This window comes from Halomonas sp. hl-4 (assembly GCF_900215475.1).
In the GTDB taxonomy this organism is placed as follows: Bacteria; Pseudomonadota; Gammaproteobacteria; order Pseudomonadales; family Halomonadaceae; genus Vreelandella.
In genome coordinates this window covers 2,834,697-2,856,683 of sequence record NZ_LT907845.1, presented here as the reverse complement: position 1 = coordinate 2,856,683, position 21,987 = coordinate 2,834,697, and the positions used below count along the sequence as shown (strand labels likewise).

Annotated in this window: 17 protein-coding genes and 4 tRNA genes; 5 read left to right on the top strand and 16 right to left on the bottom strand. The window is 56.4% G+C overall.

Annotated features, from left to right (window positions below):
- Positions 1–23 precede the first annotated feature (23 nt).
- The 16 genes from rpsG to CPH17_RS13435 all read right to left on the bottom strand — a co-directional run bounded on the left by rpsG (position 24) and on the right by CPH17_RS13435 (position 15,784).
- Entirely contained in the window at positions 24–494 is a 471-nt protein-coding gene (gene rpsG / locus CPH17_RS13510) for a 30S ribosomal protein S7 (RefSeq protein ID WP_074397853.1), read from the bottom strand.
- A 154-nt stretch (positions 495–648) separates the two neighbouring features.
- On the bottom strand, positions 649–1,023 hold the full coding sequence (rpsL, locus tag CPH17_RS13505) for a 30S ribosomal protein S12 (RefSeq protein ID WP_009098973.1): 375 nt from the start codon (positions 1,021–1,023) through the stop codon (positions 649–651).
- Positions 1,024–1,186: 163 nt separating this feature from the next.
- Entirely contained in the window at positions 1,187–5,401 is a 4,215-nt protein-coding gene (gene rpoC / locus CPH17_RS13500) for a DNA-directed RNA polymerase subunit beta' (protein WP_074397855.1), read from the bottom strand.
- A gap of 10 nt (positions 5,402–5,411) precedes the next feature.
- Positions 5,412–9,488, bottom strand: coding sequence for a DNA-directed RNA polymerase subunit beta (gene rpoB / locus CPH17_RS13495; RefSeq protein WP_074397857.1), 4,077 nt, complete (start codon positions 9,486–9,488; stop codon positions 5,412–5,414).
- A 252-nt stretch (positions 9,489–9,740) separates the two neighbouring features.
- The gene (gene rplL / locus CPH17_RS13490; protein ID WP_074397859.1) at positions 9,741–10,112 is read right to left on the bottom strand and encodes a 50S ribosomal protein L7/L12; all 372 of its coding nucleotides are present in this window, start codon (positions 10,110–10,112) and stop codon (positions 9,741–9,743) included.
- A 94-nt stretch (positions 10,113–10,206) separates the two neighbouring features.
- Positions 10,207–10,704 (bottom strand): 50S ribosomal protein L10, encoded by a 498-nt coding sequence (rplJ, locus tag CPH17_RS13485; RefSeq protein WP_074397861.1) that lies wholly within the window; start codon positions 10,702–10,704, stop codon positions 10,207–10,209.
- Positions 10,705–10,983: 279 nt separating this feature from the next.
- Complete coding sequence (gene rplA, locus CPH17_RS13480) at positions 10,984–11,676, bottom strand: 50S ribosomal protein L1 (protein WP_074397863.1); 693 nt, start codon at positions 11,674–11,676, stop codon at positions 10,984–10,986.
- Positions 11,677–11,678: 2 nt separating this feature from the next.
- Entirely contained in the window at positions 11,679–12,110 is a 432-nt protein-coding gene (gene rplK / locus CPH17_RS13475; RefSeq protein ID WP_074397864.1) for a 50S ribosomal protein L11, read from the bottom strand.
- 119 nt (positions 12,111–12,229) lie between these two features.
- Entirely contained in the window at positions 12,230–12,763 is a 534-nt protein-coding gene (nusG, locus tag CPH17_RS13470; RefSeq protein ID WP_074397865.1) for a transcription termination/antitermination protein NusG, read from the bottom strand.
- An 8-nt stretch (positions 12,764–12,771) separates the two neighbouring features.
- Positions 12,772–13,155, bottom strand: coding sequence for a preprotein translocase subunit SecE (gene secE, locus CPH17_RS13465; RefSeq protein ID WP_074397866.1), 384 nt, complete (start codon positions 13,153–13,155; stop codon positions 12,772–12,774).
- Between the two features lie 71 nt (positions 13,156–13,226).
- Positions 13,227–13,302, bottom strand: a tRNA-Trp gene (locus tag CPH17_RS13460).
- 163 nt (positions 13,303–13,465) lie between these two features.
- A tRNA-Thr gene (locus CPH17_RS13455) sits at positions 13,466–13,540 on the bottom strand.
- Between the two features lie 12 nt (positions 13,541–13,552).
- Positions 13,553–13,626 (bottom strand) — tRNA-Gly (locus CPH17_RS13450).
- Positions 13,627–13,730: 104 nt separating this feature from the next.
- Positions 13,731–13,814: transfer RNA gene (locus CPH17_RS13445), tRNA-Tyr, on the bottom strand.
- A 147-nt stretch (positions 13,815–13,961) separates the two neighbouring features.
- Positions 13,962–14,801, bottom strand: a complete 840-nt coding sequence (locus CPH17_RS13440; protein WP_074397867.1) for a type III pantothenate kinase — start codon at positions 14,799–14,801, stop codon at positions 13,962–13,964.
- Entirely contained in the window at positions 14,798–15,784 is a 987-nt protein-coding gene (locus tag CPH17_RS13435; RefSeq protein ID WP_074397869.1) for a biotin--[acetyl-CoA-carboxylase] ligase, read from the bottom strand. The genes CPH17_RS13440 and CPH17_RS13435 overlap by 4 nt, the downstream gene beginning before the upstream one ends.
- 162 nt (positions 15,785–15,946) lie before the next feature.
- Between CPH17_RS13435 and typA the strand changes: the two genes are divergently transcribed.
- From typA to CPH17_RS13410, 5 genes are all read left to right on the top strand, one after another.
- Positions 15,947–17,773 carry a translational GTPase TypA gene (typA, locus tag CPH17_RS13430; protein ID WP_074397871.1) on the top strand — a complete coding sequence of 609 codons (1,827 nt, stop codon included), beginning with the start codon at positions 15,947–15,949 and terminating at the stop codon, positions 17,771–17,773.
- Positions 17,774–18,078: 305 nt separating this feature from the next.
- Positions 18,079–18,849 carry an ABC transporter ATP-binding protein gene (locus CPH17_RS13425; RefSeq protein WP_096299868.1) on the top strand — a complete coding sequence of 257 codons (771 nt, stop codon included), beginning with the start codon at positions 18,079–18,081 and terminating at the stop codon, positions 18,847–18,849.
- 71 nt (positions 18,850–18,920) lie between these two features.
- A complete protein-coding gene (locus CPH17_RS13420; RefSeq protein WP_096299865.1) occupies positions 18,921–19,625 on the top strand; it encodes an ABC transporter ATP-binding protein in 705 nt (234 codons plus the stop codon).
- A gap of 16 nt (positions 19,626–19,641) precedes the next feature.
- On the top strand, positions 19,642–20,643 hold the full coding sequence (locus tag CPH17_RS13415) for a branched-chain amino acid ABC transporter permease (RefSeq protein WP_096299863.1): 1,002 nt from the start codon (positions 19,642–19,644) through the stop codon (positions 20,641–20,643).
- Positions 20,643–21,953 carry a branched-chain amino acid ABC transporter permease gene (locus tag CPH17_RS13410; RefSeq protein WP_096299861.1) on the top strand — a complete coding sequence of 437 codons (1,311 nt, stop codon included), beginning with the start codon at positions 20,643–20,645 and terminating at the stop codon, positions 21,951–21,953. The genes CPH17_RS13415 and CPH17_RS13410 overlap by 1 nt, the downstream gene beginning before the upstream one ends.
- Positions 21,954–21,987: the final 34 nt, after the last annotated feature.

Below are 21,987 nucleotides of genomic sequence, written 5' to 3'. Positions count from 1 at the left end.
CGCCGAATTTAAAAACGCTGATCTTAAAAACGGTAGTGCGAGAAGGCCTTGTTAGCTTCTGCCATACGATGCACGTCTTCGCGCTTCTTAACGGCAGAGCCTTTGCCTTCAGCGGCATCCAGCATTTCGCCTGCAAGACGCAGAACCATCGTTTTTTCACCGCGACGACGCGCCGCGTCAACCAACCAGCGCATGGCGAGCGCCTGGCGGCGTGACGGACGAACTTCAACCGGCACCTGATAGGTCGCACCACCCACGCGGCGCGACTTCACTTCGACCATCGGCTGGATGGTTTCCAGCGCTTTGTCGAAGATTTCCAGCGGCTCTTCTTTACTACGCTCGGCAACCTTGTCCAACGCACCATATACGATGCGCTCAGCTACGGACTTTTTACCGCTGAACATCAGGTGATTCATAAACTTGGCTAGGCGCTCACTTCCGAACTTGGGATCCGGCAGGATTTCGCGCTTAGCTACAACTCTTCTTCTAGGCATGATAAGCCCTCAATTTAAGGATCCTTCAGGTAAACTCGGAACTCACGCTTGGCGTTGGCGCTCAGCGCCGCCCGACCTTACTCTTATCAGACCATCATATACATGATAAACATCTCGTACGGCGGCTGCTTACGCAGCACCGCATAGCGTCGAATTAAGACTTCGGACGCTTGGTACCGTACTTAGAACGGCCCTGCTTACGATTCTGTACGCCAGAGGTGTCAAGGGCGCCACGCACGGTGTGATAACGCACACCGGGCAAATCCTTTACACGACCGCCGCGAATCAGCACTACAGAGTGCTCTTGGAGGTTGTGACCTTCACCACCGATATAAGAAGACACCTCAAAACCGTTGGTCAGGCGCACACGGCATACCTTACGCAACGCCGAGTTAGGCTTCTTAGGGGTGGTAGTGTAAACGCGCGTACATACGCCGCGCTTTTGCGGACAAGCCTGAAGCGCGGGCACGTCACTTTTGGTGACGGGGCGCTTGCGCGGCTTGCGCACTAGCTGATTAATCGTTGCCATGGTGTTTAGCTGACTCCAATGGTTGCCTGGCCTTTCAGCGGCTGCGGGCGCACCCACCCCACTGTTAAAGGCTGCGCATTCTAAAGGCTGACCCTAGCCTCCGTCAAGTCTTGCCGGTCGTTTAACCAGCAAGACGAAGGCGGCATAAGGTCAGATAGTAATGTTAGAGCTCGTCGTCGGAATCCAATGCGGTCAACTGAGCTCCCAGCTCCTGCTCTACCTCGGTCGCCGAGGGGGTGAGCAGGCGCTCTACGTCTTCGCGCTTGCGACGACGCTCCGCGTGGTGAGTCAAACCGGTACCTGCAGGAATCAGGCGACCCACTACCACGTTTTCTTTCAGGCCGCGCAGGTAATCGCGCTTGCCGGTCACCGCTGCCTCGGTCAGAACGCGGGTCGTTTCTTGGAACGACGCTGCCGAAATGAACGACTCGGTGGCCAGGCTGGCCTTGGTGATACCCAGCAGCAAGCGCTGGTACTTGGCCGGGAATTTATCTTCCTTCTCAAGCCGCACGTTCTGCTCTAGTACGCGCACCAGTTCTGCCTGATCACCAGTGATAAAGTCAGAGTCACCCGAGTCGGTAATTTCTACCTTGCGCAGCATCTGACGCACGATAACTTCGATGTGCTTATCGTTAATGCCGACACCCTGCAAACGGTACACATCCTGAACTTCAGCAGTAATGTACTTGGCCAGTTCCGCCACGCCCAGTAGCCGCAGAATATCGTGCGGATTACTTGGGCCATCGGAAATCACCTCACCCTTTTCGACGGTTTCACCCTCGAAGACGGCAATTTGACGCCATTTAGGGATCAGCGTTTCAAATGGATCACCAGATTCAGGCGTAATCGTCAGACGACGCTTACCTTTGGTTTCTTTACCGAAGCTGATAACGCCGCTGATCTCCGCCAGTATCGCCGACTCTTTCGGCTTACGTGCTTCGAACAAGTCAGCAACACGTGGCAGACCACCGGTGATATCTTTGTTGCCCGACGCTTCAACCGGAATACGGGCCACTACTTCACCCACGCCGATCGTCGCACCGTCATCAACGGAGATGATCGATTTACCCGGTAGCAGATACTGTACCGGCGTGTTCGAACCGGAGACCGACACGTATTCACCCGAAGCATCTTTCAGCATGACCATAGGACGCTTGTCGCGACCCGCCATCGGGCGTGCTGCCGACTCGATAACCTCAATAGACGACAGGCCAGTCATCTCATCGACAGTGCGGTGCATGGTGACACCCTCGTCGAGATCGATGAACTGGGCCTTACCTTCGACTTCGGCAACGATTGGGTGGGTGTGCGGGTCCCACTTAGCCACAATCGTGCCAGCATCGACGACATCGCCATCGCGCACGGAAAGCTCAGCGCCGTAAGGCAGCTTGTAGTACTCACGCTCACGGCCATGGTCGTCGGCAACGGCAAGCGCACTCGAACGAGATACGACCACCAATTTGCCGTCGGCGCGCTCAACATTCTTGATGTTGTGCAACCGCACTTTGCCGCCATGCTTCACTTGGACGCTATCAACCGCAGAGGAGCGCGATGCCGCACCACCGATGTGGAACGTGCGCATGGTCAGCTGGGTACCCGGCTCACCGATTGACTGTGCGGCAATAACGCCAACGGATTCACCGATATTAACCTGATGACCACGCGCCAGATCACGACCGTAACAAGCAGAGCACACGCCGTGCGGTGTGTCACAGGTAATGGTGGAGCGCACGATGATCTCATCGACACCCATGGTATCAAGCTCGGCACACCATTTTTCGTCAAGCAAAGTGCCCTTGGCGATAAGCACTTCATCAGTGCTGGGGTCGACCACATCGATAGCTACCACACGGCCCAGCACGCGCTGGGACAGCGGTACGATAATATCGCCGCCTTCGATGATCGGGTGCAGCGTGAGGCCGTTTTCGGTGCCACAGTCGGTCTCGGTAATCACCAAGTCCTGGGCAACATCGACCAACCGGCGGGTCAAGTAACCGGAGTTAGCCGTTTTCAGTGCCGTATCCGCCAGACCTTTACGTGCACCGTGAGTCGAGATGAAGTACTGCAGTACGTTCAAGCCTTCACGGAAGTTGGCGACGATCGGCGTTTCGATGATTGAGCCGTCCGGCTTGGCCATCAGGCCACGCATACCCGCCAGCTGGCGAATCTGAGCGGCAGAACCACGCGCACCGGAGTCGGCCATAATGAAGACGCTGTTGAACGAGTCTTGCTCGACTTCATTGCCTTCGCGGTCGATTACCGTTTCTTTCGAGATACCCGCCATCATCGCCTTGGCCACTTTATCGTTGGCCTTGGACCAGATGTCGATCACCTTGTTGTACTTCTCGCCCGCCGTGACAAGGCCGGAGGAGAACTGGTCTTCAATCTCTTTGACTTCGGCTTCGGCTGCATCGACGATTTCGGTTTTCGCATCGGGAATAACGAAGTCGTTAACACCGATGGAAGCGCCGGACCAGGTAGCCAGACGGAAGCCGGTGTACATTAGTTGGTCAGCGAAGATAACGGTCGGCTTCAAACCAGCACGACGGTAAACCTCGTTGATCAAGCTAGAGATGGCTTTCTTTTTCATCGGCTGATCGATCAGATCGAACGGCACGCCTTCCGGCAGGATACGGAACAGCAATGCACGACCTACCGTGGTGTCGTAAATACGGCGGTGTGCGGAACGTTCGCCGGTTTCTTCGTCAACATCCACTTCGTCCAGGCGAACCTTGACGCGAGCGTGCAACGATACCGATTGGGTACCAAAGGCGCGCTCTACTTCATTGAGACCAGAAAACACCATGCCTTCGCCTTTGGCGTTGATCTTCTCACGGGTCATGTAGTACAGACCCAGAACAACGTCTTGCGAGGGTACGATGATCGGCTCGCCGTTAGCCGGCGACAGCACATTGTTAGTGGCCATCATCAGCGCACGGGCTTCAAGCTGGGCTTCCAGGGTCAGCGGTACGTGTACCGCCATCTGGTCACCATCGAAGTCGGCGTTGTAGGCGGCACATACCAGCGGGTGCAGCTGGATCGCTTTACCTTCAATCAGCAGCGGCTCAAACGCCTGGATGCCCAAACGGTGCAGCGTCGGTGCACGGTTAAGCAGTACCGGGTGCTCGCGGATAACATCGGCAAGGATGTCCCACACTTCCGGCAGCTCACGCTCGACCATCTTCTTGGCCGCTTTAATCGTCGAGGCATAGCCCAGCGACTGCAGCTTGGAGTAGATGAACGGCTTGAACAGCTCAAGCGCCATTTTCTTCGGCAGACCACACTGGTGCAGGCGCAGCGTCGGACCCACGGTAATCACCGAACGGCCCGAGTAATCGACGCGCTTACCCAACAGGTTCTGACGGAAACGACCCTGCTTACCTTTGATCATGTCGGCAAGCGATTTCAGCGGGCGCTTGTTAGAGCCCGTGATCGCACGACCACGACGGCCGTTGTCGAGCAGTGCATCGACGGCTTCCTGAAGCATGCGCTTCTCGTTGCGCACGATAATATCCGGCGCATTGAGGTCAAGCAGACGCTTCAGACGGTTGTTACGGTTGATCACACGACGGTAAAGGTCGTTGAGATCCGAGGTCGCGAAGCGGCCACCGTCAAGCGGTACCAGCGGACGCAGGTCCGGCGGCAGCACGGGTAGCACTTCCATGACCATCCACGCCGGCGCATTGCCCGAGTGGTAGAAGGCTTCCAGCAGCTTCAGGCGCTTGGAGAGCTTCTTGATCTTGGTTTCCGAGTTGGTCTGCGGAATTTCTTCGCGCAGGTGGTTAATCTCTTCTTCCAGATCGATGTCTTTGAGCAGTTCCTGAACGGCTTCGGCACCCATACGGGCGTCGAAGTCGTCGCCGAACTCTTCCAGCGCTTCGAAGTACTGCTCGTCGTTCAACAGCTGACCACGCTCAAGGGTGGTCATGCCTGGGTCGATCACCACAAAGCTTTCAAAGTACAGCACGCGCTCGATATCACGCAGGGTCATATCGAGGAACATGCCGATACGCGACGGCAGTGACTTCAGGAACCAAATATGGGCTACCGGAGAGGCTAGCTCAATATGCCCCATGCGCTCACGGCGCACGGCGGCTTTGGTTACTTCCACACCACACTTCTCGCAGATGATGCCACGGTGCTTCATGCGCTTGTACTTGCCGCACAGGCACTCGTAGTCCTTCACCGGGCCAAAAATCTTGGCGCAGAACAGACCGTCGCGTTCCGGCTTAAAGGTACGGTAGTTGATGGTCTCGGGCTTCTTCACCTCGCCAAACGACCAGGAGCGAATCATGTCCGGCGACGCCAGGGTAATCTTGATCGCGTCAAACTCTTCGGACTGAGATTGCGATTTGAGTACTTTCACCAAATCTTTCATGGGACGGCTCCTAGCTCTCTAACTCGATATCGATGCCCAGCGAGCGGATTTCCTTCACGAGTACGTTAAAGGATTCCGGCATGCCTGCCTGCATGGTGTGGTCGCCATCCACGATGTTTTTGTACATCTTGGTGCGGCCTTCGACGTCGTCCGATTTGACGGTGAGCATCTCTTGCAGCGTGTAGGCCGCGCCATAAGCTTCCAGCGCCCACACTTCCATCTCACCAAAGCGCTGACCACCGAACTGCGCCTTACCGCCCAGCGGCTGCTGGGTGACGAGCGAGTAAGAGCCGGTAGAGCGCGCGTGCATCTTGTCGTCGACCAAGTGGTTAAGCTTCAGCATGTACATGTAGCCAACGGTGACCGGACGGTCAAAAGCATCGCCGGTACGGCCGTCGTACAATGTCATCTGACCTGACTCGGGAATACCCGCGAGCTTCAGCAGGTGTTTGATTTCGTGCTCTTTGGCACCGTCAAACACCGGCGTCGCCATGGGCACACCCGCTTTAAGGTTTTTCGCCAGCGCAATGACTTCTTCATCGCTTAGCGAATCAATGTCTTCCACGCGGGTGCCCGGGGTATTATACACCTGACCCAGGAAGTCACGGATTTCAGCCACTTGCTGTTCGCGGGCGTCGCGTAGCATGGCGTCGATCTTGACCCCTAAACCACGTGCGGCCATACCCAAGTGGGTTTCGAGGATTTGGCCTACGTTCATCCGCGATGGTACGCCCAGCGGGTTTAGCACCACGTCAACCGGCTCGCCCTTCTCGTCAAACGGCATGTCTTCGATCGGCATGATCGCTGAGATAACACCTTTGTTACCGTGACGACCGGCCATCTTATCGCCCGGCTGAATGCGACGCTTAACGGCCATATAGACCTTGACGATTTTCAGCACGCCGGGGGCAAGGTCATCGCCCTGGGTCAGCTTGCGCTTCTTGTCTTCAAAGCGCTCGTCCATTTCTTTACGACGGTTTTCCAGCTGCTCGTCGGCCTGGGCCAGCAACTCGTTATACGACTCATCCTGCATGCGCAGCTTGAACCACTGCTGGCGAGGCAGCTCATCGAGGTAGGCCTCGTCAAGGGTATCGCCTTTCTTGAGGTTCGGGCCGCCGTTAACCACCTGACCATCAAGGGTACGCTTGAGGCGTTCGAACGTGGCGTCCTCGGCGATACGATAGGTTTCCTGCAGATCCTTACGTACTTCATCCAGCTGCATTTGCTCGATGGCCAGGGCGCGCGAGTCTTTCTCAACGCCGTCGCGAGTAAACACCTGTACGTCAATCACCGTGCCTTTCATACCCGTTGGGGCACGCAGCGAGGTATCTTTAACGTCCGACGCTTTCTCGCCGAAGATGGCACGTAGCAGCTTTTCTTCCGGCGTCAGCTGGGTTTCACCTTTCGGCGTGACCTTACCCACCAGAATATCGCCCGGCCCTACCTCGGCACCGATGTAGACAACGCCCGCTTCATCCAACTTGCCTAGCGCCGATTCGCCGACGTTGGGAATATCAGAGGTAATTTCTTCAGGCCCCAGCTTGGTGTCACGGGACACGCTGGTCAGTTCCTGAATATGGATCGTGGTGAAACGGTCTTCTTGTACCGCCCGCTCGGAGAGCAGGATGGAATCCTCGAAGTTGTAGCCGTTCCAGGGCATAAACGCGATGCGCATGTTCTGGCCAAGTGCCAGATCACCCATATCGACGGACGGGCCGTCGGCGAGGATATCACCACGGGCGACATTATCGCCTGGGCGTACGATCGGGCGCTGGTTCATGCAGGTGTTTTGGTTCGAGCGGGTGTACTTGGTCAGGTTGTAGATATCAACCCCGGCTTCACCGCCGATAATCTCATCTTCATTAACCCGGACCACTACCCGACGCGCATCCACGGAGTCGATGACCCCGCCGCGACGCGCCACGGCACAAACGCCGGAGTCGCGTGCAACGAAACGCTCCATCCCGGTGCCCACTAGCGGCTTCTCGGCGCGCAGCGTGGGGACCGCCTGACGCTGCATGTTGGAACCCATCAAGGCCCGGTTAGCGTCATCGTGCTCAAGGAACGGAATCAGGGCCGCGGCCACTGACACGACCTGGCGCGGTGACACGTCCATCAGCGTGACTTGCTCAGGGCGCATAAAGGTGGTTTCACCCCGATGTCGCGCCTGGACCAGGTCATCGCTCAGCTTACCGGATTCGTCCACTGCGGCTGACGCCTGGGCGATAACGAAGTCGCCTTCTTCAATCGCCGACAGGTGAACGATGTCATCGGTCAACTGACGATCTACCACCTTACGATACGGCGTCTCAAGGAAGCCGTAGCTGTTAGTGTGGCTGTAGGTTGCCAGCGAGTTGATCAGGCCGATGTTCGGGCCTTCTGGCGTTTCGATCGGGCATAGACGCCCGTAGTGCGTGGCGTGTACGTCACGTACTTCGAAGCCAGCGCGCTCGCGGGTAAGACCACCTGGGCCGAGTGCTGAAACACGGCGCTTGTGGGTTACCTCGGAAAGCGGGTTGTTCTGGTCCATAAACTGCGAGAGCTGGCTGGAGCCAAAGAACTCTTTCACCGCCGCCGCGACCGGCTTGGCGTTGATCAGATCCTGGGGCATCAAGCCTTCGCTTTCGGCCATGGAAAGACGTTCTTTCACGGCACGCTCAACGCGCACCAGGCCAACGCGGAACTGGTTTTCGGCCATTTCGCCAACGCAGCGAATCCGGCGGTTACCCAAGTGATCGATATCATCAACGTCACCAAAGCCGTTGCGGATGTTGATCAGCTCGCGCAGCACGTCGAGGATGTCTTTGCGATCCAGTACACCAGAGCCAGTATCGCCCTCGCGACGTAAACGACGGTTGAACTTCATGCGGCCCACGCCCGACAGGTCGTAGCGGTCCTCAGTGAAGAACAGGTTGTGGAATAACGTCTCGGCCGCTTCTTTAGTGGGCGGCTCACCGGGGCGCATCATACGGTAAATTTCCACCAGCGCTTCCAGCTGCGACCCGGTTGTGTCGAGCTTCAGCGTGTCGGAAATAAACGAACCGCAATCCAGGTCGTTGGTATACAGCGTCTCAATACGTGTAATACCGCCATTCGCCATGGCCTCTAGAACGTCCGGGGTAATTTCGGTGTTGCACGGACAGATCAGCTCGCCGGTTTTAGTGTCGATCTGGTCTTTGGCCAAGGTTTTTCCGAATAGATACTCCATTGGCACGTCCAGGCGCTCAAGGCCCGCTTTTTCAAGCTGACGGATGTGCTTCTGGGTAATCCGACGTCCTTCTTCAACAATCGTCTCGCCTTTGCCATCCTTGATATTGAAGGTGGCGGTTTCGCCACGCAGCCGTGACGGCACAAGCTCCACGGAAAAGCCTGACTTTTCAACATGGAAAACGCTGGTTTCGAAGAACTCGTCGAGAATCTCTTCCGCGCTCATTCCCAGCGCACGCATGAGCACCGAGGCCGGCAGCTTACGCCGACGGTCGATACGCACGAAGACATTGTCTTTAGGATCGAATTCGAAGTCTAACCAAGAACCACGGTAAGGGATAACCCGCGCTGAATAGAGCAGCTTACCGGATGAGTGGCTTTTGCCTTTATCGTGATCGAAGAAAACACCGGGTGAACGGTGGAGCTGGGAAACAATAACCCGCTCGGTACCGTTGATCACAAAGGTACCGTTCTCCGTCATCAGGGGGATTTCCCCCATGTAGACTTCTTGCTCTTTAATATCTTTGATTGCTTTGTTCGAGGAATCGCGATCATAAATGATCAAGCGAACCTTGACGCGCAGCGGGGCGGAATAGGTTACTCCGCGCAGCTGGCACTCCTTAACATCGAACGCCGGCGTGCCGAACCGGTAGCTGACATACTCAAGCGCCGCATTACCGGAGAAGCTCTCAATCGGGAACACGGACTTAAATGCCGCGTGCAAGCCGACCTCGTGCCGCTCGTCGGGCGAACGATCTTGCTGGAGAAAGTCGTAATAGGAATCAAGCTGGATGGCCAACAAATAAGGCACATCCATCACTTGTGGCAGTTTGCCGAAATCCTTGCGGATGCGTTTTTTCTCAGTATATGAGTAAGCCATCTGTATTCCCCAGCTTGTTCACCATGGGTGACCGATGCGTGGTCATCTGCCCTGCGGGCGTGTCAGACGCGAACAGCAAGCTCCAGGTCCGGTAGCTCGCCGTCGAAAATCTTGATCGATAACAGTCTTGCGATAACCGTACTACAACGATTCTGCTTCACCGTTCAGTTACAACAGAAAAAGGCCGGCAGCGGGATCTCCCGCCGCCAGCCGTGGAAGCTTACGCAACGCGTAAAGCCGCCAGCACAAGAATTACTTGAGCTCGACGCTTGCGCCCGCTTCTTCCAGCTTCGTCTTAGCTGTTTCAGCGTCTTCCTTGGACATGCCTTCCTTGATGGTCGCCGGTGCGCCGTCAACGGCACCCTTAGCTTCCTTAAGGCCAAGACCGGTGATTTCACGTACTGCTTTGATGACGTTAACTTTCTTGTCACCAGCAGCCGTCAACACCAAGTCAAATTCGGTCTGTTCTTCTTCAGCAGCGGCTTCGCCACCACCTGGGCCAGCCACTACGGCCGCCGCAGCAGAAACGCCGAATTTCTCTTCCATTGCTTCGATCAGCTCGACAACTTCCATGACGGACATGTCGGCTACAGCATTGATGATATCGTCTTTGGTCAGTGCCATTGTTTCATTCCTAACTTTGCGGGAGTCTCGGTTTACCGACGACTCGGGATTCATTGCTCGGTTCAAGCAGCGTCAGGCTGTACAAGAGAAGCAGTTAAGCCGCTTCTTTTTGGTCGCGCAGGGCGGCCAGGGTACGAACCAGCTTGCCAGCGGAAGCTTCTTTCATTACCGACATCAACTTGGCAATTGCCTCGTCGTGAGTCGGCAGGGTTGCCAGACGATCGATGTCAGCAGCCGGAATCAGCTCACCTTCGTAGGCCAGCGCTTTGACTTCGAAGTCTTTATCATCTTTGGCAAACTCTTTGAACAAACGAGCGGCAGCGCCCGGATGATCCGTGGAGAAGGCCAACAGAGTCGGACCAACGAAGCTCTCGGTTAGGCATTCCCATTGGGTGCCTTCGAGGGCGCGACGTGCCAGCGTGTTGCGAACAACACGTACCTGGACGCCATTCTCACGTGCCTGCTTACGCAGATCGGTCATTTTGCTGACCGCTACACCGCGAGAATCGGCAACTACGACGGAGAGTGCGCTCTTGGCCGCTTCACTGACCTCGGCAACAATCGCTTTTTTGCCTTCAAGTGCTAGTGGCACAGTGATCACTCCTTCGTTCCGGAACCCATTAAAGGTTCCGGTGGTTACCATCTCTTCCTGCCCATACGACTAGCAGAAAGCCTTAGAGGATGGTGCTCACCAGAAAAGAAAGCGTTGCTAACCAACTGGCGGCCACACCATCTGCGCAGGCGCTTTTGAGGGCAATTAAGCCGCACTTTCAAAAAAGCGCGGCACCTGCGGTCTTTGACGGCGCCTCGGCATGACCGAGGGACCGCAAAGTTATTGCTCGGTTGTTGCTAAAACCTGACGATCACCCGCTTAAGCAAACGCGGAGTGGTCGATAGTCAAACCCGGGCCCATAGTAGTAGACAGGGTGACTTTCTTAAAGTAGATGCCTTTTGAAGTGCTCGGCTTGAGCCGCTTCAGGTCGGCGACCAGGGCTTCCAGGTTGCCGTTGATCGCTGCCGCGTCAAAATCCGCCTTACCCAATGTAGTATGGATGATGCCGTTCTTGTCGGTACGGAAGCGCACCTGGCCGGCTTTGGCGTTTTTCACAGCGGTCGCAACGTCAGGCGTCACGGTGCCCACTTTCGGGTTCGGCATCAGGCCGCGGGGACCCAGAATCTGACCCAGTTGACCAACGACACGCATGGCGTCCGGCGATGCAATAACGACGTCAAAATCCATGACGCCTTTTTTGACCTGCTCGGCCAGATCGTCCATACCGACGATGTCGGCGCCAGCTTCTTTAGCGGCGTCGGCATTGGCACCCTGAGTAAAGACCGCAACGCGCACGTCTTTACCGGTACCGTTAGGCATAACGGTTGCGCCACGCACCACTTGGTCAGATTTACGCGGGTCAACGCCTAGGTTAATCGCGACATCCACCGACTCTTTGAATTTAACAGTCGACAGCTCAGCGAGCAGAGCAACCGCTTCTTCAATTGAGTAGGCCTTATTGGTGTCGACTTTTTCGCGAATCAGCTTCGCACGCTTCGTCAGTTTCGCCATGATTAAAGACCCTCCACGTTGAGGCCCATACTACGGGCGCTGCCCGCGATGGTGCGAACCGCTGCGTCAATATCAGCCGCCGTCAGGTCAGGCTCTTTGGTCTTGGCGATTTCTTCGAGCTGTTCGCGCGTTACCGTGCCGACCTTCTTCTTGTTCGGCTCGCCTGAACCCGACTTGATGCCGGCTGCTTTCTTGAGCAGCACCGCCGCGGGTGGCGTCTTGGTAACGAACGTGAAGCTACGGTCAGAGTAGACCGTAATCACAACAGGCGTCGGCAGGCCGGGCTCAATGTCTTGAGTCTCAGCGTTGAACGCCTTACAGAATTCCATGATGTTTACGCCGTGCTGACCCAGCGCAGGGCCGACGGGCGGACTTGGATTGGCTTTACCTGCAGCAACCTGCAGCTTGATGTAAGCCTGTACTTTCTTGGCCATCGTTTTTACTCCAGTTGGGTGATAACGCCTTACGGCTCCCCGGTCACCGCCAGATGACAATACCGCCACCTGGCACGAATCAACTCACAACGCTACATACTTAGGCGATGTAAGCCTGACTATTCCTTCTCAACCTGCGCGAATTCAAGCTCGACAGGTGTTGCACGCCCGAAGATCAACACACTGACCTGCAGACGGCTTTTCTCGTAACTCACTTCTTCCACGACGCCGTTAAAATCAGCAAAGGGGCCATCTACAACGCGAACCGACTGTCCCGGCTCAAACATGGTTTTAGGCCGCGGCTTATCGGTACCGTCTTTAACGCGCATCAAGATGGCATCAGCTTCGCGCGATGTAATGGGTGCGGGCTTTTCTTTAGTTCCGCCAATGAACCCCATCACGCGGGGGGTCTCATTTACCAAATGCCACGTATCGTCGGCCATCTCCATCTCGACCAATACATAGCCGGGATAGAACTTGCGCTCGCTCTTGCGGCGCTTGCCGTCACGCATTTCAACGACTTCTTCGGTCGGCACAAGAATCTCGCCAAAGCGATCTTCTACGCCATACATTTTGACGCGCTCGATCAAGGAACGCATCACATGCTTTTCGAAGCCGGAATAGGCGTGAACGACGTACCAACGTTTGGACATGAAAACTCCTAACCAATAACGCCGGACATCGCCCAGCCAAGAAGAGTGTCAATCAACCATAGCATCAACCCAACCACCAGCACGGCGACGAGGACAATGGCCGTGGTCTGAATGGTTTCGGGCCGAGTTGGCCATACAACGCGCTGAATCTCTTTCTTAGCGCTTCTTGCCAGCTCTACTAGATCGCGCCCCTTGGTGGTCATCAGCGCTAGCAAGGCAGCCGCCACGCATAGCACCACGACACCCAACACGCGGTAGATCAGGCCAATATCAGCAAAATAGGTATTACCTACAACGGCAACCACAAGCAACGCAACGACCGCTGCCCACTTGAGCCCGTCATGGCGCGTCTGTTGCTCCTCAGCGCCATGTTTTACAGAACTCGGCTTCATAAAAACGAGACTCCTCAGGGTGCAGCGAGCGACAAAGGAATTCTTTAAAGACATACCAGCCTGGGGAAGACTGGCAGGCCAGGAGGGAATCGAACCCCCAACCTGCGGTTTTGGAGACCGCTGCTCTGCCAATTGAGCTACTGGCCTGTATCAACATCTGCACAGACAAATCCATTAGCCTACGCAACAGCGGGCGTCATGGTAGCTGACAAACAACCACCTGACAACCCCTTTCCTCACTAACCAACAACCCACTACTGCGGCCGGCGGTAGCGACAAAAAAAGCGAGCATCGCTCGCTTTTTATAATATGGAGCTCATGGACGGATTTGAACCGTCGACCTCACCCTTACCAAGGGTGTGCTCTACCCCTGAGCTACATGAGCCAAACGCCTAACTGGAGCGGGCGGCGGGAATCGAACCCGCACCATCAGCTTGGAAGGCTGAGGTTCTACCATTGAACTACGCCCGCCTAACTTGCTTCAGAATGATCATCCGCTGCGTGCTCATTCATTGTTACGCCCGCTTCCGGCTTTTCATTCTACGACACCGACATACGTCGCTGACGCTTGAAACTGGTGGAGAGGGAAGGATTCGAACCTTCGAAGCTTTCGCGGCAGATTTACAGTCTGCTCCCTTTGGCCACTCGGGAACCTCTCCAACTGTGGCGGCACATTATGCCAAGCTCCAAAGCAGTGTCAAGCTCGTTTATAGCGCTTTGGCCTAACAATGTATTAGCTTCAACAACATAAACTGCTTAGTGCCTAATACGTGTTAACCACCTGCCCTGGAACGCGCTGAATTCTGTCAAAGCAGCATGGAAAATGCAAGGCCTGCGCGGATTTTTTCCAATGACACCGGCTCAGGAACGCGAGGCGCCCCAGCCATTTTGCCAGCACGTTCAGCAAAGGTCAGCGGGAAGCGCGCTTCCAGCCCGCCGTAGACCATGTCTGGCCACACGGCATGGGGCACCTGAACGCCGCGCGAAATGACCCGCGCATCCCCCCCGGTCAGCAGCATCGGTAGCGCCACGCCCTCCTGGTCGCATACTTCGCTGTAGATACGGTTGATAGCACTCACGGCCGCCATGTAGATACCATGGTTGACGGCATCCACCGTGCGACGCCCCGGTTCGAGCAGTTCTTCCGCCTCGCTTTCGGGGTCGATAGCGACGTTGCGCGTACCCAGCTTCAGGCTTTCTTTCATCAGCCTCAACCCCGGCACGATAAAGCCCCCCAGATGCTGCCCGCCGGGCAATACGAAGTCGATGGTGATCGCACTGCCGCAGTCGACCGTACAGCAGCCGCCTGCCAACTGATACCCCGCCAGCGCCCCCAGCCAACGGTCAACGCCCAGGCGCCCCGGCTCTTCATAGCCGTTGACCACGCCAAGCGCCTCAGCGGTCGAGCGGGCCACATGCACGTGGCGGACGCGACGACGCAGCAGCCCCACGGTCTCATCGAGTACTGCCGCACGGGCCACGCTTGAGATGCGCACGGCCTCGACAACGTCAAGATCCGGAATATCAGCACCTGGACGCCACTCTTCGCGGGTCCACACAGCCCCCCGCGAGCGTATTTCGCTACTATCAGCGTCTTTTAGGCGCCACTTGGACAAGGTATTACCAATGTCTAAATCAAGAATCATAAGCGCCTACGTACGCTGATTTCACCGCCAGACAAGCGCTTTGAGTGCCCCGCTTCCGTTACCCACAAACTGCCGCTATCGTCGACCTCGCCAGCGACTGCTTCATGAACCTGGTTACCCTGAATCACCTGAATCGGCTGGTCAGTGTAGGCGTGTCGCTGGTTCCAGGCAGCACGCCAGGGTGCAAAACCTTGCTCCTCAAAGCCCGCCAGCATGGCAAGCAGCCCAGCCACCACGTCCGCCGCCAGTTGGTTACGCGAAAGTGACGGCAAGTCATCAAACAACGCCGCTACCGGCTGTTCAATAGCCTGGCGCATCGACTCGGGCAACTGAAGATTCATGCCCATGCCGATAACCACTTCGCAAGGGCCTGCCGCATCGCCAGTCACTTCTACTAATATGCCGGCCAGCTTACCCAACTCAGCGCTGTCACCCTGCGCCAACAAAATATCGTTGGGCCATTTAAGCCGGGGCGCCACACCGTGCTGCTCCAGCACCTGGGCAACCACGACGCCGACGGCCAGACTCAAGCCCTCAAGAGCGGCGACCCCCGCCTCAAAACGCCAGCCAACTGACAGCATCAGGCTTTGCCCCCAGGGGGTGGTCCATACTCGCCCACGCCGCCCGCGTCCCGCCGTTTGCAACTCAACCAGGCACACCTCTGCGTGGCCCGCCCCTTGTTCAAACCGGTCACGCAGGTAGGCATTGCTCGATGGCAGTTGGTCCTCGACAAATAGGCGGGCCAGGTGATGACGCGCTGAGGCGGGCAGGCGCTCGACTACCTTTGCGCCGACAAGAGGCTCCAGTGGCTGGGCAAGCCGATAGCCCCGCCCTTTCACCGCCACCAGTTCTACACCCAGTGCGTCTAATTTTTTTAGCTGTTTCCACACCGCAGCGCGTGAAACGCCCAAGGCATCACCCAGTTGTTCACCAGAATGAACCTCGCCGTCGCTTAGTAACCGCATCAGGTGGCCGATGCTCATGTCCTTGCCCCATCTGGGAAAACGCCTATCTTAACGGATGCGCCATCAGCACGAAAACTACTGCCAAAGGTTAATGCCTTGACGCTTTGCACAATACAATGCTGGTAGTCGACCGCACCCAGACCCTATAATGCCGCCCTATTTTTCTAGCAGGATCGCGTCGTGATCGAGAATCTTCGCAACATTGCCATTATCGCCCACGTTGACCACGGTAAAACTACCTTGGTCGACAAATTGCTAAGCCAGTCCGGAACGCTCGACCGTAAAGCCGAAGGTCAAGAGCGGATTATGGACTCTAATGACCAGGAGAAGGAACGTGGCATTACTATCCTGGCCAAAAATACGGCAATTAAATGGCAAGATGGCAACGGCACTGACTACCACATCAATATCGTGGACACGCCTGGGCACGCCGACTTCGGTGGTGAAGTTGAGCGCGTGATGTCGATGGTGGATTCAGTGTTGCTTCTCGTTGACGCCGTTGACGGCCCGATGCCGCAAACCCGCTTTGTTACTCAAAAAGCCTTTGACCGCGGCCTGAAGCCTATTGTGGTGGTTAACAAAATTGACCGCCCGGGCGCACGGCCCGACTGGGTGATCGACCAGATTTTCGACCTGTTCGATAACCTGGGCGCTTCCGACGAGCAGCTCGACTTCCCGATTATCTACTGTTCGGCGCTCAACGGTATTGCAGGCCCCGACCCTGAAGAGCTGGCTGACGACATGACCCCCATGTTCCAGTCCATCGTCGATATCGTCGATGCGCCCAAGGTCGAGATCGACGGCACATTCCAGATGCAAATTTCAGCGCTGGATTACAATAGCTATGTAGGCGTTATCGGGCTAGGCCGTATTTCCCGCGGCAGCGTCAAGCCCAACCAGCAAATTACCGTCGTGACCAAAGAAGGTCAGTCACGCAAAGGCAAGATTGGCCAGGTCATGACCCACATGGGCCTTGAGCGGGTACAAACCGACGAAGCCACCGCTGGCGATATCATCTGCATCACTGGCATCGAAAACCTGGCGATCTCCGATACCCTGTGCGACGTCAACAACGTCGAAGCGCTGCCGCCACTGACCGTTGACGAACCCACCGTGTCCATGACCTTCCAGGTCAACGATTCGCCATTCGCCGGTAGAGACGGCAAGTTCGTCACCAGCCGTAATATCAAAGATCGCCTGGAACAAGAGCTGATTCACAACGTCGCGCTGCGGGTTGAACAGGGCGAAACGCCGGAAAAATTCAAAGTCTCCGGGCGTGGCGAGCTACACCTTTCGGTACTCATCGAGACCATGCGCCGCGAAGGTTTCGAGCTGGCCGTTGGCCGTCCTGAAGTGATCATCAAGGAAATCGACGGTGAGAAGCAGGAGCCCTACGAAGAGGTCATCATCGATTGTGAAGAGCAGCACCAGGGCGCCATCATGGAAGAGCTCGGCTATCGCAAGGGCGAGTTGACCAACATGAACCCGGATGGCAAAGGCCGCGTTCGCTTGGATTTCATTATTCCTGCCCGCGGGCTGATCGGCTTCCGTGGTCAGTTCCTAACCCTGACTTCCGGTACCGGCATTCTGACCAGTCGCTTTGACCACTACGGCCCACTGAAGCCCGATGCCTCCATCGAGCGGCGTAACGGCGTAATGGTGTCAATGGTTGATGGCAAGGCACTCGCCTACGCGCTTTACACTCTTCAGGAGCGCGGCAAGTTGATCATCGATCACGCCACTGAAGTCTACGAGGGCATGCTGATCGGCATTAACAACCGTGCCAACGACATGGTGGTTAACCCGACCAAGGGCAAAAAACTGGATAACATGCGCTCAACGGGTAACGATGAAAACATCGTGCTGACGCCGCCGATCAACTTCACCCTGGAGCAGGCTATCGAGTTCCTGGACTCTGATGAGCTGGTGGAAGTGACGCCAAGCCATATTCGTCTACGCAAGAAGCTGCTCAAGGAAAACGAGCGCAAACGCTCCAACAAGAATTAAGCATCCGACGCCCGCTGAAATGCGGGCTTTTTTATGGCTAGGCGCCAGCCCGCCATGTGATCCCCGTGCGTTTGCCAAGCATCTCCCCCCAACGCAACCTTAACGGTCTCTCTCTGGAAAGCAGGCTAGGGGTAGCGCAAAGTAGCGCTATCCCTAGCACAGGGGGTTATTCTATTATCGGATTCACACAAGCGTTTGGATCGTGATCGACTCTTCACGCCTGCCCGACGGAAGCGCCTTACCCATAGCGTCTCCGCGACTGACAACTAGGCGGTCACCGCCTTGCCTAGCAGATGAGGAAGCCCATGACCCCGCTTATTGAGGTTCAGCAGGTCAACAAAGCCTTTGGTGGCCTACAAGTCATTGATAACTGCTCTATCCGCGTTGAGAAAGGCTCGATCACCGGTATGATCGGCCCTAACGGCGCGGGCAAGTCGACGCTATTCAACTTAATGGCGGGCGCATTACAGCCCGATAGCGGACGTATCTTACTAGAAGGCGAAGACATTACCGCCCTCAGCGCCGACCAGCGTTTCCACAAAGGGCTGTTGCGGACTTTTCAGATAGCTCATGAATTCAGCCAAATGAGTGCTCTGGAAAATTTGATGATGGTGCCGCCAAACCAAGCGGGTGAAAACCTGTTCACCACCTGGTTCAAACCAGGCTTGGTGCGACGCGAAGAAGCCGAGGTCCGCCGCCGGGCGCTGGAGGTGATCGACTTTGTAGGCCTCCACCACGTGCGCAACGAGCTAGCGGGCAATCTATCCGGTGGGCAGAAGAAACTGCTGGAACTGGGCCGCACGATGATGACCAACGCCAAGGTCGTGCTGCTCGATGAAATTGCCGCCGGGGTCAACCGCACCTTGCTCGGCGACCTAATCGGTAACATTGAGCGCCTCAATCGCGAAATGGGCTACACCTTCCTGGTCATTGAGCATGACATGGACATGATCGCCCGCCTCTGCGACCCGGTCATCGTGCTTGCCCAGGGTCAGGTCATGGTAGAAGGCCATATCCAGGATATCCAAAACAACCCCGAGGTTATTGAAGCCTATTTCGGCGCCGGGGCAGCGTGACGGATGACGTTAGCATGCTTATATAAACGCCACGACCACCCAGGTGGCAACACAATAGAGATTTTTTCACCATGCCTTTAATCGAAGCACGCGACGTCTATGGCGGCTATGGCAGCATGAACATCCTCAACGGCGTAAACATGTCGCTGGAGGCCAACGAAGTCGGGGTGATTGTAGGTCCGAACGGGGCGGGCAAATCCACTCTGCTGAAAGCCATCTTCGGGCTCCTGCACGTTAATCAGGGCGACATTTTGCTCCACGGGGCTCCCATACAAAACCTGGCGCCCAACCAGCTCGTCGAACGCGGCATGGGTTTTGTGCCCCAGGAAAAAAATGTTTTCCCCAGCCTCACCGTGCAGGAAAATCTGGAGATGGGGGCCTTTCTCAAGCCGCAGAATGTTAAGCGCATGCTGGGCCAAGTCTACGAGTTCTTTCCGCCCCTGCATGAAAAGCGTCGGCAGCCGGCAGGCGAACTGTCCGGCGGCCAGCGGCAAATGGTCGCCATGGGCCGGGCACTTATGGCCGAGCCCAGCATACTACTGCTGGACGAACCCACCGCCGGACTTTCACCGCTCTACATGAATGAGATTTTTGACCGCGTTAAGCACATCAACGCGGCCGGGGTCGGCATCCTGATGGTCGAACAAAACGCCAAGCAAGCACTTGCCATTGCCGATAAAGGTTTTGTATTGGCAGCGGGCCAGAACCGCTTTACCGACACCGGCGCGGCGCTACTTGCCGATCCAGACGTGGCTAAAAGCTTTTTGGGCGGCTAGCCCAGGGGACAATAACGTGAATGAACTGGTTTTCTTTATTAACAATGTGGTGATTGCCGGCAGTGTGACCGGTGCCATCTATGCCATCGGGGCGATCGGCGTCACGCTGGTTTTCAGCATCATGCGCTTTGCCCACTTTGCCCACGCCGACATGATGACCTTCGGTGCGTTTATGGTACTGATACTCACCACGGCCTTTCCATGTGTCGGCATGAGCCTCGGCGTACCCACGGCGATCGTCATGTTACCTATTGCCATGCTGCTGACTGCCTGCCTTGCGGTGGGTATTGATAAAGCGTTCTACAAGCCGTTGCGCGCCCATGGCGTTAAGCCCATCGTCATGGTCATCGCTTCGCTTGGGGTCACGCTGATACTCCAGGGGCTGATTCGCCTGTTTGCCGGCACGAGCGGCCAAGGCTTGTACGTTGACGATCGCAAGTCGATCTTTCGGCTGCTGCCGTTTGAAGAGGTAAGTGTGCCGATTGTGATTACCGAACCGCAGATTTACCTGTTCGTAATCACTCTGGTCGCCGTCATCGCCTTGCATCTATTTTTAAGCCGTTCGCGGCTTGGCAAAGCCATGCGGGCAATGTCAGATAACCCAGAGTTGGCCCAGGCCTCGGGCATCAACACCAATACGATTGTCGCTGTAACCTGGGTGATTGCCGGCGGGCTTGCCGCCATTGCGGGCACTCTGCTGTCGCTGGATGTAACGTTCAAACCCGACCTCAGCTTCTTCCTGCTGCTGCCGATTTTCGCGGCCGCCATTGTCGGGGGTGTAGGCCATCCATACGGTGCCGTTGCGGGCGGCTTCGTAGTGGGCTTTGCCGAAACGCTGGCAATCTTTAACTGGGCCGTCTTGCTGCGCCCCTTCCGCGACAGCTTGCCCACCTGGCTCGACTTACCGTCCAATTTAGCCTTCGTGGGGAGCGAATATAAAATCGTGGTGCCGTTCTTCATACTGGTCGCCATTCTAGTTTGGCGTCCTACCGGCATCTTCAAAGGCAAGGTGATCTGATGGCTGATAACAACTACACCCCGCAGGATGCGACGCCCAAGACATCGCGCCTGCCGCTGCGCGAGCTTTGTCTGTTTGGCGTTCTACTGATCACTATTGTCGGCGTTTATGCCGTCATGGGCCCCGCCTATAGCACGCGCATGCTGGTGGAGGCCGCATGTTACGCCGTCCTGGCGTTGGGGCTGACGATTCAGTGGGGCTATGCGGGGCAGTTCAATGCCGGCGTGATGGGGTTTGTTGCCCTGGGCGGCGTCAGCGCCATGCTGTTTAGCGTGCCGGTCAATGACGCGTTTTGGGAAACCGAGCTACCCGCAGAGCTAGGCAAAGTACTGCTCTATGCGTTAGGTGCGACCCTGCTGGTAGTGGCGGCGACCAAGTTAACTCGGCTAGGCGTTCCCAAGCGGGTTCGCACGGTATTCGTGGTGCTGCTCGCGGTTGTACTGTACTTGGTCGTCATCAGCCTGTTGCGCGACGTTACCGCCGATATTGAATCCCAGGCAGGCTTCATCGGCGGGCTGGGCTTACCGGCCTGGTCAGGCTGGATCATGGGCGGCGCGTTAGCCGGTGGCGTTGGCTACTTTATCGGTCATGTTTGCCTGGGCTTGCGCAGCGACTATCTCGCCATTGCTACGCTTGGCATCGCCGAGATCATTAAGGCGTTTTTGAAAAATTCAGACTGGCTAACCCGCGGGACCGCTACCGTCTCGCCACTCCCTTGGCCAACGCCGGGACCGGCGGATTTAGGCTTCACCCTGTCACGAGCGGTATACCTTTCGCTAACAGCGGTGATTATTGCCGCCATCTTCTTTCTGCTTCACCGCGCTTACCATGCCCCCTGGGGCCGTATGATCCGGGCCATCCGCGACAATGAAATATCATCGGCCGCCATGGGCAAAAGTATCAATAAGCGGCGTTTGGAGATTTTTGTCCTGGGCTGCATCTTGATGGGTGTCGGCGGCGGGATGATGGCCAGCTTCAACAGCCTGTTCGACCCTAACGGTTACCTACCGCTCAACCATACGTTCCTGGTTTTGGTCATGGTGATTTTGGGGGGGCCGGGCAACAACCTTGGCACCATCTTCGGCGCCATCGCGGTGTATATTATCTGGATCATGTCGGAACCACTGGCACTGTATTTGATGGAACTGGCCGTGGCCTTCGGTGAGTTTGCCTTCGATTGGCAAGCCCCCGGCAATATCGACAGCCGCGCCCTTCAGGCACGGGTCCTGGTGATTGGTTTGCTGATCACACTGGTATTACGTTTCGCTCCCAAAGGCTTACTGCCGGAACGTATTAAGCACCACGATTAAGCAAAAAAACCGCCCCTGCACATGGCAGGGGCGG

What these genes read in the sequence shown, in the direction of transcription:
- rpsG (WP_074397853.1), bottom strand. Translation starts at nt 494, where the DNA reads ATGCCTAGAAGAAGAGTTGTAGCTAAGCGCGAAATCCTGCCGGATCCC.
- rpoC (WP_074397855.1), bottom strand. Translation starts at nt 5,401, where the DNA reads ATGAAAGATTTGGTGAAAGTACTCAAATCGCAATCTCAGTCCGAAGAG.
- nusG (WP_074397865.1), bottom strand. Translation starts at nt 12,763, where the DNA reads ATGTCCAAACGTTGGTACGTCGTTCACGCCTATTCCGGCTTCGAAAAG.
- rplK (WP_074397864.1), bottom strand. Translation starts at nt 12,110, where the DNA reads ATGGCCAAGAAAGTACAGGCTTACATCAAGCTGCAGGTTGCTGCAGGT.
- rpsL (WP_009098973.1), bottom strand. Translation starts at nt 1,023, where the DNA reads ATGGCAACGATTAATCAGCTAGTGCGCAAGCCGCGCAAGCGCCCCGTC.
- CPH17_RS13420 (WP_096299865.1), top strand. Translation starts at nt 18,921, where the DNA reads ATGCCTTTAATCGAAGCACGCGACGTCTATGGCGGCTATGGCAGCATG.
- CPH17_RS13425 (WP_096299868.1), top strand. Translation starts at nt 18,079, where the DNA reads ATGACCCCGCTTATTGAGGTTCAGCAGGTCAACAAAGCCTTTGGTGGC.
- CPH17_RS13410 (WP_096299861.1), top strand. Translation starts at nt 20,643, where the DNA reads ATGGCTGATAACAACTACACCCCGCAGGATGCGACGCCCAAGACATCG.
- rplL (WP_074397859.1), bottom strand. Translation starts at nt 10,112, where the DNA reads ATGGCACTGACCAAAGACGATATCATCAATGCTGTAGCCGACATGTCC.
- secE (WP_074397866.1), bottom strand. Translation starts at nt 13,155, where the DNA reads ATGAAGCCGAGTTCTGTAAAACATGGCGCTGAGGAGCAACAGACGCGC.
- CPH17_RS13435 (WP_074397869.1), bottom strand. Translation starts at nt 15,784, where the DNA reads ATGAGCATCGGCCACCTGATGCGGTTACTAAGCGACGGCGAGGTTCAT.
- CPH17_RS13440 (WP_074397867.1), bottom strand. Translation starts at nt 14,801, where the DNA reads ATGATTCTTGATTTAGACATTGGTAATACCTTGTCCAAGTGGCGCCTA.
- rpoB (WP_074397857.1), bottom strand. Translation starts at nt 9,488, where the DNA reads ATGGCTTACTCATATACTGAGAAAAAACGCATCCGCAAGGATTTCGGC.
- rplA (WP_074397863.1), bottom strand. Translation starts at nt 11,676, where the DNA reads ATGGCGAAACTGACGAAGCGTGCGAAGCTGATTCGCGAAAAAGTCGAC.